This window comes from Halomonas sp. ALS9 (genome assembly GCF_001651035.1).
In the GTDB taxonomy this organism is placed as follows: Bacteria; Pseudomonadota; Gammaproteobacteria; order Pseudomonadales; family Halomonadaceae; genus Vreelandella.
The window spans coordinates 1-12981 of the sequence record NZ_LXRG01000109.1 but is presented as its reverse complement, the minus strand read 5'-3'; the positions used below and the strand labels follow the sequence as shown (position 1 = coordinate 12981).

The window sequence follows — 12981 nt, the reverse complement described above, 5'->3', positions numbered from 1 at the left end:
TTGGGGAATGTGGTGCTTATCAATTGAGTAGGTAAAAATTCTGGGTGTAAGAACAATGGGCAGCCTGCGCTGGCTGCCCTTTTATTATAGCTTCAAACCTAGGCCGGGCAGCTTTGCTGTAAATCCATCGCGGCTTCGTAGATTTCATTGGCAGCGCCGCCAATTTCCTTCAAGTAATCATCAATGGTCTGCTGTAACACTGGGCCCCATTCAGGATCTTCGAGGGCGTCTTCGATGACGACAAACTCATGCCCCGCTTCAACGGCCTCTTCACGGCCTTGGCGTATCATCTCGTCGTAAACCTCCGCCGCACGAAGCGACCACTCTAAGCCGCTATGGTCATCAATTACTTGCTGCAAATCAGCTGGCAGGCTGTCGTAACTGCGCTGACTCATGGTGGCGAACAGGGAAAGGTCATACAGGGGCACTTCGGTGTGGTACTGCGCCAGTTCGTTCAGCCGGAAAGTCTTCATGCCTTCCCAGTTAAAACTTAGGCCGTCGACGACGCCGCGCTGCATGGAGGTAAACACATCCGGTGCTGGCATGCCCACCGCCTGGGCACCGAGTCGCTCGAACATATCACCCACCACTGGCGTAGGGCGGCGCAGGCGAAGCCCCTCGAGATCAGCGGGTGTTTCAATAAGCTGATCTTTGGTGTGGAGGTAACCTGGGCCGGTGGTAAACAAGAACAGCGGGCGTGTGTCGGCGTACTCCTGTTCAAAATGCCCCTGATCGTAAAGCGACTGGAGAATGCAGGCCCCTTGACGGGCGCTTGATGACACGCCCGGCAGTTCGACGACTTGTGTGAGCGGAAAGCGGCCGGCGGTATAGCCCTGGGCAGAAGCGCCTATGTCGGCGATGCCCATCACTGCGCTTTCGTAGGTTTGAGCCGATTTCGCCAGCGTTTGGCTGGGGAATACTTCTACTTTCAGCTCCCCATTCGACGCCTCTTCGACGCTTTCAGCCCAGGCCTGAAACAACTCACGGTCTATCATGGAGCCGCCCGGCCAGACGTGCGCCACGCGAAGTGTGGTACTGGCTTCCACGGCGGGGGCCACGAATGAAACGGCGAACACGCCAAACAGGGTTGCCTTGGCTAGGTGGGTGGGTAGTTTTTTCATTGTCGTTATCCTGATTGCTAGTCGATGGGGCACGTTTTTATGATTGTTTTTGAAACTGTTTTTGAAGCTGTTTTTGAAACTTTGTTTGAGACGGTTTAAAGATCCAATACAAGGGTTTTGCTCTTGGCTCTGGAGCAGCAGGGCGTGAATTGATCGTTGGCCGCGTGCTCATCGTCATCCAGGTATAAATCCCGGTGGTCGGGTTCGCCTTCGAGCACCCGGGTGAGGCAGGTGCCGCATACTCCCTGCTCGCAGGAGACCATGATGTCGATGCCATTTTCAGCCAGCACTTGGTAGACGGTTTTATCGGCAGGCACGGTAAAGGCCGCGCCGCTGCTGGCGATGCGTACCTCGAAGCTGCCATCGTCTTCGGTGACTGTATCAGCACCGGCAAAGTACTCGGTGTGCAGTTGGTCGGCTGGCCAGCCGCACTGTTTACCTGTTGATAGGACGGCGTTAATAAATCCGCTAGGGCCGCAGACGTAGACCTGGGCATCAGCCTCCGGCTCACTCAGCAGCTTTTCCAGGTCTAGGGTTGAGGACGCGGTGTCATCGTCCAGGTAGAAGTATGCTCTATCGGCGAAGCTTGACGTTTTGATTCGTTCGCGGAAGGCCATGCGCTCGGCGGAGCGGGCGCAGTAGTGCAGTTCGAAATCTGCATCGGTGCGCGCTAAACGCTCTGCCATACACAGCAATGGCGTGATGCCGATCCCGCCCGCCAGCAGATAAGTGCGTTTAGCTGGCTTAAGCGGGAAGTGATTTTTAGGGGCGCTGATGAGTAGCAGGCTGCCCACTTTAATCTCATCGTGCATGGCGATGGAGCCTCCTCTGGAGGCTTCATCTCGCAATACGCCGATCAAGTAGCGATCCCTCTCCTCAGAGTGATTGCACAGCGAGTATTGCCGGATCACCCCCTCTTTCACCTGCACGTCAATATGGGCGCCTGCGCTGAAGGGGGGGAGCGGTCGGCCGTGCGGGTCGGCAAGCTCAAAGGTGGCAATGCCTAGCGCCTCCTCATGGCGAGCTTTTACCTCAACAATAAGCGATAGAGAGGGGTGGCTCATGCCGTTGCCTCCTGGGGTTGCTCGGCCTGCTCCTCTTTTAAGATTCGATCAATAATGCGGCGCGCCTGTACGCCCCCGCCGTCAATATTGAGTTTCAGCAGTTGGCGCTCGGGGTAGCGCAGCAGGTTGCGCTGTTGGGCTTCGAGCATCTCAAGATCTTCTTCGAAGATCTTGCCCTGGCCCTCGCGGATCTTGTCGGTGAGTTCTTGATCTTCCGGCTTGAAGTTGCGGGCCATGCCCCAGAAGTACCAGATAGAGGTATCGCTCTCAGGAGTGATAAAGTCGACCACGATACTGGACGCTCTCACATCTGCCGGTGCTTTAGCGCCGCCATTGCCCGCGTGGGCCACGCCGACTTCGATTAATACGTGGCTGGGAGGCGTAAAGCGGCAAATTTGCCAGCGGTCTACGGGGACGTCATCAGCAAGTCCGTTGCCACGCAGAGCGGCCTGCCAGAAAGGCGGCGCGGGGATATTCTTCATCTCGCGGCTGGTGATCACTTCGCTGCCGTTAACCGTCGTTTCTGGGGCGGCTTCCTCTATCTCCGGCTGGCCGATGCTGGAAGCGTGCACATAGGTCTCATGGGTAAGATCCATAAGATTGTCGATCATCAGGCGATATTCACACTGAATATGGTAGAGGCCGCCGCCATACGCCCAGTCGGGGTTGTTGGCCCAGTGCAGCTCGGGGATCAAAGCGGCGTCGGCCTTATCCGGATCCCCCGGCCAAATCCAGATGAAGCCGTGGCGCTCTTCAACGGGGTAGGCGCGATTGCTTGGAAAGCCTCGAACCCGCTGGCCGGGCATGCTGTCGCATTTGCCGCTGCAGTTCATTTCAAGGCCGTGGTAGCCGCACACCAGCTTGCCATCACGCACGAAGCCCAAGGAGAGCGGCGCGCCACGGTGGGGGCAAAAGTCCTCTACGGCGGCCACGCGATTCTCGTCACCGCGGAAGAAAACTAGTTGTTTATTGCAAATAGTACGACCAAGCGGTTTCTCTGTAAGCTCTTCTGGGGTGCAGGCGACGTACCAGGTATTTAAAGGAAACGAGGTTTGTTGCGTCACGGGAAGCTCCTTTTTAGTATTGTTTATTTAGTGCCGTATTGCTTTATTGGATCCAAATTAAATGCCGGGAAGGTTTTTGCAGTCAACCTATACTTTTGTAGAGCATGCTAGCTAATAGCAAAATTATTGTTGATATGAGAGAAAATTAAATGAGTAACAACGATAAAAATGTCGTCGGTCGACTTCGAAAACTAATCGGTGAGGGGCGCTATTCTCCGGGGGATCGCCTGGGTGAAGTCGCTGTAGCGGAGCAGCTTGGGGTCTCAAGAACCCCTGTTCGTCTGGCTTTTCGCACATTAGAGCAAGAGGGGTTGCTCCAGCAGGCGGGCAAGCGCGGGTTTATGGTGCGCGAGTTTACCCAAGCCGATGTGCACTGTGCCGTTGAAGTTCGCGGGGTGCTGGAGGGCCTGGCCGCTCGGCATTTGGCTGAGCAGGGGCTGCCACCTGACGTCGATAAAGAGTTGAGTTTTTGGATCCAAAAAGGAAAAAAGCTAATCGCCAAAGGATACCTTGTAGAATCCGATATCAATCAATGGAGTGAGCTTAATGCTCATTTCCACGGCATTATCATTCACTCTATCGGTAGCGGTGTCGTGGCAGATGCCATTGCACGAAATAATCACTTACCTTTCGCTGCGGCCGACTCGATCATCATTGATAGCGATGACCTGGAGCGAGAGTTTAAAAAGCTGCAGTTAGCACAGTTTCATCATGAGCTTATATTTCAGTCACTTAAGCGGGGAGAGGGGGCTAGGGCAGAAATGCTAATGCGCGAGCATGCGCTGATCGGGCTGCGTTACCCTGAGCTACTGGCCGATTCTGAATAAAAAGGCGACTTATTTAGTTACACTATATAATTAAACCAAAGTATTAATAATACAAAATTATTTATATTCAATATCTTATATAAATTTTAAGATGCATAGCCTCCATTTTAATTGACAGATGGAGGTTTTTTTCGCAGCTTTGGTACGTAATGCGGATCAGCGTTCGCATTGAGAATAATTACAACTAACCATTACGACCAAAAGCAGAGACAGACAATGAAAATTAACCACTTTGTTGCATGCGCCCTTCTCGCTCCCTGTGCGCTTGCTGTCCAGGCCCATGCGTTTGATGTGGTAGAAGCCGGACAGCCTATCGTGACCGGTGAGCCAAGCCGTGTAGGCCCACCCTGGAATCATCGATCAACGATTAATATTCCAGGCACCAAAACCGATATCGCCTTTGGGGGGTACGTTAAGCTCGATGCGTTTTACGACTTCGACTACGACCTGGGCACATCAACGGATCCTTACGCCGTTATGAACCCTGGCAATCGAACCGATGGTCGAACCAGCTTTACGGCCTATGAGTCCCGCCTGAATTTCCGTACCCACACCGCGACTGACTATGGGCGTTTAACCACTTACTTCGAAGGGCATTTTGTGCCCGATGGTAAATTTGGGTTGCGCCATGCGTATGGTGAGCTGAACGGTTTTCTCGCCGGGCAAACATGGTCAAATTTCATGAGTTTCGTGGGCGGGACACGCACCTTGGCTCTCGGGGATCCTAAGGGCTACGCCTTTGAGCGGCAGGCACAGCTGCGCTATACCCAGCCTGTCGGGGAAGGCAGTTTCTCTGTTGCCTTGGAGAATCCCACCACGGTCATTGCCCGCAATGATGCTTCAGTGGCCGATGGGGAGAGCCAGCTTCCCGATTTGACGCTGCGCTATGAATATAAGCGTTTATTTGCGCTCTCCGGGATAGCGCGTCAACTTTCGACCAATAACATCACCAATACCATTGATGATGAAGTCACTGGCTACGGGGTGCAGGCGCAGTTCAATTTGCCCTTTAATGCGTCAACCAGCTTGCGCGGCAGTGCCACCTACGGTGAGGGGATTGGTAACTATATGGGCAACCCTGGCAATGTAGGGCACCGCAACGCACCTGACGTCTATGTGCAGGGTAACAACCTAGAAACGATTGAAACCCGGGCGTTTGGTCTCTCTCTTAACCATTACTGGACGGATAGCTGGTTCAGCTCTGTGGGTGTTTCGCGGCTTGAACAAGATTTACCCGCAGCCTATGGCAATCATTTCGAAACGCTCGACTACGGGTTTGCCAATGTGATTTGGGATGTTACCGACCGCATGTCAGTAGGTCTTGAGTACCAGCATGCTGATATCGAGCAGGGGAATGGGGTCTCCAATGATGCGAGTCGCCTTCAGGCAAGTGCTACCTTCCAATTCTAGCGAGATAGCGGTATTGGTGATGTAGGTGACTGACGACTGTTTCGACCAAGCTTTAGGCTGGCATTTCGCCAGCCTTTTTGATGCGGGTATAGCGGAATCGTTTAATAAAGGCTCTTCTAGGATGCCTGTCTGTAAAGCAGGTTCTTAGAGGTGTCACTTAGCCATCCTGGCATTGATTCAGGCTTATGAAGGTGCTGGCAGGATAATGCGTGGATCCTGGGGTGGCTCAGCGTAGAGGCATGCCACGAGATCCGAGTAGCGCTCGCGCACTAGCCGTTGGTTCACCGAGCCTTTATCGGTCAGTTCGCCACGGTCAACGGAGAGCGGTTGGTTGAGCAGTAGCAGGCGCTCCAGCCGCATAGAGCTTGACTGGCCGTGGCAGTGGGTTGCCAGGCGCTGGGCGAACCACTGATGCAGGTTGGCGTTTGTGGCCAGAGCGTCAAGAGGAGTGCCCACTTTGCCAAGCTGATGCTCACAGGCAGGAAGGTTCAATACGACGATGCCCGTCAGGTAGTCGCGCCCTTCGCCGACCACCACGATGTCCTGTACCAGAGGGGCAAAGTGTTCCACAAGGTGTAGGCGCAGGGTGCCCACATTGACCCAGGTGCCGGTCACCAGTTTGAAGTTCTCGCTTAGCCGGCCGTCAAAGATTAGCCCGCGCTCGGGGTGGTCGGGGTCAATGAGGCGCATGGCATCCCCGGTGCAGTAGTAACCTTCGTGGTCAAACGCTTCGCTGGTTCGCTGCGAATCGCGCCAGTAACCTGGGGTAATGTTGAGGCCCTTAAGGCGCGCCTCCCACTTATCGTCCGTTGCCACTAGTTTAAGCGCCATGCCCGGTACAGGCTTCCCGATCAACCCTGGTGTATCGCTGGGCTCTTCGGTGCAAAAGGCCAGACATGCTTCGGTGGAGCCGAGCCCTGTCAACATGGGAACGGGAGCTCCGCGAGTCTGTTTGCCTAACGCTTCCAGAGCGGCGCGCACATGGGCGGGTAGCACGGCGCCCCCGAAGTGTAGCATTTCCAGATCGCGGAAAAAGGCCTCACGCAGGGAGTCGTCGTTGCGCAAATGCTCGACCAGCGCTTCGAACCCCTTGGGGACATTGCAGTAAAATGTCGGCGACACCTCGCGGAGGTTCTCGATGGTGCGCTGAACCCCCTGAGGAGTGGGGTTGCCATCATCAATATATAAAGAGCCCCCATTGTGGATCGCCATCCCCAAAATCGTATTGCCGCCGAAGGTGTGGTGCCAGGGTAGCCAGTCTACTAATACCGGGGTGTGCTGCTCTAGAAAGCTCAGCCGTTTCGCTAGCATGGCTTGATTGCTACATAGCATACGATGGGTATTGATCACCGCTTTGGGCATGCCCGTCGACCCTGAGGTAAACAGTAGTTTGGCGATAGTGTCAGGCGTTACGCGGGCATGGGCACTCTCCACCGCGACAGTCGCTGGCGTTGCGGCGAGTGAATCAAAAGCCAGGGCTCGCTGAGCAGGCACCTTGGCCACACAGGTGACGCCACTATCGCAAACGGCCGCCAGTGCCCGGCTAAAGCGCGCCTCCTCATCGACAAATAGCATCCCCGGGGTCACCAGTTCCACCACATGCCGCAGCTTAACGAAATCTTCGGATAGCAGCGCGTAAGAGGGCGACACCGGCACGTAGGGAATGCCCACGTGCATGGCAGCACAGGCAAGCAGAGCGTGTTCGATGCTATTTCCCGATAGCACCATTAGCGGTCGCTCCGTCGACAGGCCATGATCAATCAGTGCTTGTGCCAGGCGGATCACTTGTGGCATTGCTTCATCGAAGGTTAGCGTTCGCCACGTGTGCCGACCCTCTTCGCGCTCTGCCAAAAAGGTATTCAGGGGTGTTTTGTTTGCCCAATGGGCAAGCCGCTGGGTCATGCTGTGTGGGTAAGAGGGAACATCGCCTCCGTGTAGTCGGAACTCTTGTAAGGTGTTAGTCAGCGGAGGGGGGAGTGACATGAATAGCTCCATAGCGAAAAATCTTGGATTTGTTGTGTGCTGTCATCTTGGCGAATATAGTTATAGTTGTTAACTAGATGATTAGCTAGGATGCTGATTTAAGACCATAGTTGTAATTATTTAAATGAGATAGGAATTAACGCATGGCCATAACTAAAAAGAGCGCTTCTATTCAACAAGTTGAGCCCGACGAAAAAGAGCCCACTTCTGTCGTCGGTCTAGTGCTTGAAAATCGCCTTGGTTACGCCTTGAGAAGGGCCCAGCTTGCTGTTTTTAAACATTTTAATGAGGCCATGCAGGAGCATGAAATACGTCCTGCCCAGTTCTCTTCGCTTGTGGTGATTGAAGGGTATCCCGGCATTACCCAAACCAATTTAGCCAAGGTGCTAGACATTGATCCTCCCAGAATCGTTAGCCTTATTAACAACCTGGAGGAAAGAGGGCTGGCTTTGCGGGTGCGCTGTAAGCGAGATAAGCGCTCCCACGGGATTTTTCTTAGCAAAAAAGGCGAAGCCTTGACCGGACAGCTAAAAGAGCTGGCTGAACAGAGCGATATCAATGCAACTCAATCACTTAGTGAAATTGAAAGGCGTCAGTTGCTGGCACTGTTAGTGAAAATATATACCTCGGATACGGACGAAGAATAAAACTTTAGGCGTATTTTTGTCGGCAATGCTTGCATGCTCTCTCAAAGACAATTACTTATATTAAGTAACTAGTTTGGTTGTGACGGTCTCGCGGTGTATCGCGCAAGGTGGGTTTCAACCATACAGCGAATTCCAAAAACAAGAGACGAAACGATGAGCAGCTTAGCGACGGTACCGACAATCGGCACTGCATTGATGCGCCGTAGCCTTGAGATACCCTGTAGGGTTGCCGCGATAAGCGGCGGATTATTAATCACAGCACTCGCTATCATCACCGTCGTTAGCATTCTTGGCCGGTGGGTAGCCAGTGCACCAGTGTTAAGCGATATAACCATGCTGGCGTGGGTGGGGCCCATCGCTGGCGATTACGAGCTGGTGGAAATGGGCACTGCCATTGCCGTTTTTCTGTTTTTACCTTACTGCCACCTTCGCGGCGGGCATGTCACGGTGGATCTCTTGGTCATGCATGCGCCGCCCATGTTTCAGCGCTTGCTCGCTATTGTCGCCGAAACGCTCTTTTTGGTAGTAGCTGGGTTAATGACCTGGCGCCTCTATCACGGCTTGCTCGATAAACGCCGCTATATGGAAACCAGCATGCTGCTGGATATACCGCTCTGGTGGGGGTATATCGGCGGACTGGTGGGTTTCGCGCTGTTGACGCTGGTCTGCCTGTATCGCACCTGCGATGCGTTTACTTACAGCCCGCAACAGCCCGGTTCGACTCAAGCTCAAGTTAAAGAAAACTCCGCCCAAGGAGACCTGTGATGACACCTCTCACTTTGGGCGCCAGCGGTTTTGTAGTCCTGCTATTGATGATGGCTACGCGTATTCCTATCGGCCTGGCCATGCTGGTGGTCGGTGCCGTAGGCATGATGCTGATCACCGGCCCGATGGGCATTTTAAATGGCTTAAAGTCACTTCCCTACGAACACTTTTCCAGTCATACGCTATCCATCATTCCACTGTTCCTGCTTATGGGGCAGTTTGCGGCGAGAGCCGGCCTTTCCCGGGCCATGTTCCAGGCGGCCAATGACTGGCTGGGCCACCGTCGTGGTGGACTGGCGATGTCCACGATTGGCGCCTGTGGTGCGTTTGGAGCCATTTGCGGCTCTTCGCTGGCGACCGCCGCCACCATGACCCAGGTGGCACTTCCCGAGATGGAACGCCAGGGCTATCGCGGTAGCTTGGCGACCGGCGCATTGGCAGCTGGCGGTACCCTGGGGATTCTGATCCCTCCCTCGGTGGTGCTGGTTATCTACGCGATCCTGGCCGAACAGAACATTAACGAAATGTTTGCCGCTGCGTTGGTGCCGGGGTTGTTAGCGGTGTTCAGTTATATGCTCGCCATCTCGCTGTACGTGCGATTTTTTCCTGACAGTGCGCCGAGTAAGGCAAAAGCTTCTCGCGGCGAGCGTTGGCGCTCACTGCTGGAGGTGTGGCCAGGAGCAGCGATCTTTATCGTAGTGATTGGGGGCATCTATACCGGCGTCTTTACGCCGACCGAGGCTGCCGCCGTGGGTGCGGTCGCCACCGGTGCCTTGGCAATAACACGAGGCGGCCTGCGTTGGAGCGGCCTGCGGGACTGCGTTCTTGAAACCGCGGTGACCTCGGCGATGATCTTCTTCATCGTGCTCGGTGCCAGTATCTTTAATAGCTTCCTTGCCCTGACTCAACTGCCGCAAATCACTGCAGGCTGGATTGTGGGGCTCGAGATCAGTCCCTGGGTGGTACTGGCGGGCATTCTGTTCTGCTATTTGGTACTTGGCTGCTTTATGGACAGCCTCTCGATGATCCTGCTCACCGTGCCTATTTTTCTGCCCATCGTCACCGGGATGGACTTCGGTATGCCCGCAACCGATGTGGCGATATGGTTCGGCATTTTAGCGCTGGTGGTCGTTGAGGTCGGCATGATCACGCCGCCAGTGGGGCTGAACATCTTCATTATCCACTCCATGGCCCCGCGTATTCCCTTAACGGAGACCTTTAAAGGCATTCTGCCTTTTTTAGCGGCCGACCTTATTCGCATTATTTTGCTGGTGCTCTTCCCCGCCATCTCGCTTGGCTTCGTCTACTTAATCAATTGACCAAGGGAGTTCGACATGTCTCGTGATGCATCCCAGCGAATACCGACAGCAACTTTTATCGCGCGCTTAACGGTCGACGTCGCTACCCCGCTGGAGCTCGGTGAAAACCCTCAGGGCAAGCGTCGCTTCATTGCGATCACTGGCGGTCAGGTGCGTGGTGAGCGGTTGAACGGCGTGGTTCTGCCTGGTGGCGGGGACTGGCAGACCCTGCGTACCGATGGGGTGGCCGAACTGCATGCCCGCTACTTTCTAGAAACCGATAGTGGCGAGCGCATCGAAGTCGAAAACATCGGGTTTCGGCACGGCTCGACTGAAGTCATGCAGCGCCTTCAGCGCGGGGAGCCCGTTGCCCCAGAGGAGTATTACTTTCAGACCACGCCGCGCTTTTATACCTCCAGCTCGGACTACGCCTGGCTAACACGCACGATCTTTATCGGCGCTGCCGAGCGTACCCGGGAGAACGTTTTGATTGATTTATTCGCGGTGAATTAAAGCGCCGTGCTCAGTCGCTTAACCATTGACCACAGCCAACATAACAAACACAACGAGGTACTTTTTATGACACAGCAGGCAACCCCAAGGCTACACCGGCGTTTACTCGCACTTGCCATCTCCATGCCTCTTGTCTTGAGCGTTGGGCAGGCCAGCGCCCAGGAGGCCGAGTACACGCTTAGGCTGCATCATTTCTTCCCGTCTTCGGCACCCGTTCACCAGGAGTACTTTATTCCCTGGAAAGAGGCCATCGAGGAAGAGTCCAACGGGCGTTTGGAGGTTGAACTCTACCCTTCAATGCAGCTGGGCGGCACGCCTCCCTCGCTCTATGACCAGGCGAAAGACGGCCAGGTGGATATTATCTGGACTGTATTGGGCTATAACGCCGGTCGCTTCCCTAGGGCAGAGGTCTTCGACTTACCGTTTATACCGACCACAGGCGCTGCGACCAGCCAGGCAGCTCATGAGTATGCAATGACTTACATGCAGGATGAGTTAGCGGGCGTATACCCGATTGCTGTCCATACTCACAGCCCTGGTGCACTGCACACCAAAGAGACGCGGATTGAATCACTCGACGATATAGAGGGGCTAAAAATGCGTGGCCCCAGCCGGCTGGTGAACCGTTACCTTGCCAAGCTGGGCGCTGAGCCCATTGGTATGCCGGTCGCTCAGGCGCTGGAAGCATTATCACGGGGTGTTCTCGATGGAACGGTGATCCCCTTTGAAGCGATTACCGCCATGGGATTAGCCGATATTACTACCGAACATACCGTCTTCAGCGGTGATAATGCGCTCTATACCACGATGATGATCGTGGCGATGAATCAGCGTAAATACGACGAGCTGCCCGCCGATCTGCAAGCGATTATCGACGCTCACTCCGGCATCCAGGAGGCCCGCAAAATAGGTCAGATCATGGATGACGCCGACCAGGTACAGATCCAGGCCATCCAAAATGGCGAGCAGCCCGGCACCATTACCCAGCTTGATAGTGAGGAGACTGCCCGGTGGCAAGCCGTGGGCCAGGAAGTGGCTGACGAGTGGATCGCCGATGCCGAAGAGAAAGGACTCGATGGCGAAGCGCTATATAACGATGCCAGACAGTTAATCGACAAGTTCACCGCTGAGTAAGTTGCTAAGCAGCCGCTTTCCAATCAGTAGTTTTTTAATAAATAGCTTTTGAATAAATAGCTTTATAAGTCGTTTGATAAAACCCAAGGAGTAAGAGATGAGCAAATACCAAGATCGCTGGCAAACCGTAAAGGTTAACGTTGAAGAGGGCATCGCCTGGGTGACTCTGAATCGCCCTGAAAAGCGCAACGCCATGAGCCCGACGCTCAACCGTGAAATGATCGATGTGCTGGAAACTATCGAGCTGGATCAGGAGGCCCACGTACTGGTCTTGACCGGCGAGGGCGAATCCTTTTCCGCCGGTATGGATCTTAAAGAGTACTTCCGCGAGATCGACGCCAGCCCCGAGATCGTTCAGGTCAAGGTACGCCGCGACGCCTCTACTTGGCAGTGGAAGCTACTGCGCCACTACGCCAAGCCTACCATCGCCATGGTCAATGGCTGGTGCTTTGGCGGGGCTTTCTCGCCGCTGGTGGCCTGCGATTTGGCGATTGCCGCCGACGAGTCGGTTTTCGGCCTCTCCGAAATCAACTGGGGTATTCCCCCCGGCAACCTGGTCAGCAAAGCCATGGCCGATACCGTGGGCCACCGGGAAGCGCTCTACTACATCATGACCGGGGAAACATTTACTGGCCCCCAGGCAGCCAAGATGGGGCTGGTTAACAAAAGTGTACCGCTGACCGAGCTACGCGAAGCCACTCTCGAGCTGGCCGCTACGCTGCGCGACAAGAACCCTGTTGTGCTGCGTGCTGCCAAGATCGGCTTCAAAATGTGCCGCGAACTGACCTGGGAGCAGAACGAAGAGTACCTCTACGCCAAGCTCGATCAGGCGCAGCAGCTTGACCCCGAGCAGGGCCGTGCCCAGGGGCTCAAACAGTTCCTCGACGACAAGAGCATCAAGCCAGGGCTGGAGAGCTACCAGCGATAAGTGCTGCATAACAATAATTGCCACCCTTTGAACGAGAGGCAGTCATGGATATTAATCTGTTAATTGGCAGGGAGCGCTGTGCCGCTCATCAAGACGCGACCATTACTCGCCATAACCCGCTTACCGGTGACGTCGTCACCCAGGCAGCGGCGGCATCCGCTAGTGATGCTGCTCGGGCAGTCGAGGCGGCTGCAAAGGCTTTCCCAGCTTGGTCTGCAACTGGCCCC

The 12981-nt window shown here is 54.7% G+C and carries 13 protein-coding genes; 9 read left to right on the top strand and 4 right to left on the bottom strand.

Annotation, left to right across the window (positions count from 1 at the left end):
• Positions 1-98: 98 nt before the first annotated feature.
• From A6R74_RS07840 to A6R74_RS07830, 3 genes are all read right to left on the bottom strand, one after another.
• The gene (locus A6R74_RS07840) at positions 99-1121 is read right to left on the bottom strand and encodes a TRAP transporter substrate-binding protein (RefSeq protein ID WP_082906622.1); all 1023 of its coding nucleotides are present in this window, start codon (positions 1119-1121) and stop codon (positions 99-101) included.
• A gap of 95 nt (positions 1122-1216) precedes the next feature.
• Positions 1217-2185: a PDR/VanB family oxidoreductase gene (locus A6R74_RS07835; protein ID WP_064233975.1), complete on the bottom strand. Its 969-nt coding sequence runs from the start codon at positions 2183-2185 to the stop codon at positions 1217-1219.
• The gene (locus tag A6R74_RS07830) at positions 2182-3249 is read right to left on the bottom strand and encodes an aromatic ring-hydroxylating dioxygenase subunit alpha (protein WP_064233974.1); all 1068 of its coding nucleotides are present in this window, start codon (positions 3247-3249) and stop codon (positions 2182-2184) included. Before A6R74_RS07830 ends, A6R74_RS07835 begins: the two co-directional genes overlap by 4 nt.
• Positions 3250-3398: 149 nt before the next feature.
• Between A6R74_RS07830 and A6R74_RS07825 the strand changes: the two genes are divergently transcribed.
• Both A6R74_RS07825 and A6R74_RS07820 read left to right on the top strand, forming a co-directional pair.
• Positions 3399-4076, top strand: coding sequence for a GntR family transcriptional regulator (locus A6R74_RS07825; protein WP_064233973.1), 678 nt, complete (start codon positions 3399-3401; stop codon positions 4074-4076).
• Between the two features lie 216 nt (positions 4077-4292).
• Positions 4293-5486, top strand: a complete 1194-nt coding sequence (locus A6R74_RS07820) for a DcaP family trimeric outer membrane transporter (protein WP_064233972.1) — start codon at positions 4293-4295, stop codon at positions 5484-5486.
• Between the two features lie 183 nt (positions 5487-5669).
• On the opposite strand, the gene A6R74_RS07815 is transcribed toward A6R74_RS07820, so the two are convergent.
• Positions 5670-7469: a feruloyl-CoA synthase gene (locus tag A6R74_RS07815; RefSeq protein WP_064233971.1), complete on the bottom strand. Its 1800-nt coding sequence runs from the start codon at positions 7467-7469 to the stop codon at positions 5670-5672.
• A gap of 143 nt (positions 7470-7612) precedes the next feature.
• Here A6R74_RS07815 and A6R74_RS07810 point away from each other — a divergent pair, with 143 nt between their 5' ends.
• From A6R74_RS07810 to A6R74_RS07780, 7 genes are all read left to right on the top strand, one after another.
• Positions 7613-8116: a MarR family winged helix-turn-helix transcriptional regulator gene (locus tag A6R74_RS07810; protein WP_064233970.1), complete on the top strand. Its 504-nt coding sequence runs from the start codon at positions 7613-7615 to the stop codon at positions 8114-8116.
• 153 nt (positions 8117-8269) lie between these two features.
• Positions 8270-8881 carry a TRAP transporter small permease gene (locus A6R74_RS07805; protein ID WP_082906620.1) on the top strand — a complete coding sequence of 204 codons (612 nt, stop codon included), beginning with the start codon at positions 8270-8272 and terminating at the stop codon, positions 8879-8881.
• Positions 8881-10200, top strand: coding sequence for a TRAP transporter large permease (locus A6R74_RS07800; protein ID WP_064233969.1), 1320 nt, complete (start codon positions 8881-8883; stop codon positions 10198-10200). The genes A6R74_RS07805 and A6R74_RS07800 overlap by 1 nt, the downstream gene beginning before the upstream one ends.
• A gap of 15 nt (positions 10201-10215) precedes the next feature.
• Positions 10216-10692 carry a DUF3237 domain-containing protein gene (locus A6R74_RS07795; RefSeq protein ID WP_064233968.1) on the top strand — a complete coding sequence of 159 codons (477 nt, stop codon included), beginning with the start codon at positions 10216-10218 and terminating at the stop codon, positions 10690-10692.
• 66 nt (positions 10693-10758) lie between these two features.
• Positions 10759-11826: a TRAP transporter substrate-binding protein gene (locus tag A6R74_RS07790; protein ID WP_064233967.1), complete on the top strand. Its 1068-nt coding sequence runs from the start codon at positions 10759-10761 to the stop codon at positions 11824-11826.
• 97 nt (positions 11827-11923) lie between these two features.
• Complete coding sequence (locus tag A6R74_RS07785; protein WP_064233966.1) at positions 11924-12754, top strand: p-hydroxycinnamoyl CoA hydratase/lyase; 831 nt, start codon at positions 11924-11926, stop codon at positions 12752-12754.
• A 44-nt stretch (positions 12755-12798) separates the two neighbouring features.
• Positions 12799-12981, top strand: a 183-nt coding sequence (locus A6R74_RS07780) for an aldehyde dehydrogenase family protein (protein ID WP_121499367.1), incomplete at its 3' end; no start/stop codon positions are given.

Excerpts from the sequence above, each read along its gene's own strand:
- A6R74_RS07840 (WP_082906622.1), bottom strand. The coding sequence starts at position 1,121 with ATGAAAAAACTACCCACCCACCTAGCCAAGGCAACCCTGTTTGGCGTG.
- A6R74_RS07815 (WP_064233971.1), bottom strand. The coding sequence starts at position 7,469 with ATGTCACTCCCCCCTCCGCTGACTAACACCTTACAAGAGTTCCGACTA.
- A6R74_RS07820 (WP_064233972.1), top strand. The coding sequence starts at position 4,293 with ATGAAAATTAACCACTTTGTTGCATGCGCCCTTCTCGCTCCCTGTGCG.
- A6R74_RS07835 (WP_064233975.1), bottom strand. The coding sequence starts at position 2,185 with ATGAGCCACCCCTCTCTATCGCTTATTGTTGAGGTAAAAGCTCGCCAT.
- A6R74_RS07825 (WP_064233973.1), top strand. The coding sequence starts at position 3,399 with ATGAGTAACAACGATAAAAATGTCGTCGGTCGACTTCGAAAACTAATC.
- A6R74_RS07790 (WP_064233967.1), top strand. The coding sequence starts at position 10,759 with ATGACACAGCAGGCAACCCCAAGGCTACACCGGCGTTTACTCGCACTT.
- A6R74_RS07810 (WP_064233970.1), top strand. The coding sequence starts at position 7,613 with ATGGCCATAACTAAAAAGAGCGCTTCTATTCAACAAGTTGAGCCCGAC.
- A6R74_RS07795 (WP_064233968.1), top strand. The coding sequence starts at position 10,216 with ATGTCTCGTGATGCATCCCAGCGAATACCGACAGCAACTTTTATCGCG.
- A6R74_RS07785 (WP_064233966.1), top strand. The coding sequence starts at position 11,924 with ATGAGCAAATACCAAGATCGCTGGCAAACCGTAAAGGTTAACGTTGAA.
- A6R74_RS07800 (WP_064233969.1), top strand. The coding sequence starts at position 8,881 with ATGACACCTCTCACTTTGGGCGCCAGCGGTTTTGTAGTCCTGCTATTG.
- A6R74_RS07805 (WP_082906620.1), top strand. The coding sequence starts at position 8,270 with ATGAGCAGCTTAGCGACGGTACCGACAATCGGCACTGCATTGATGCGC.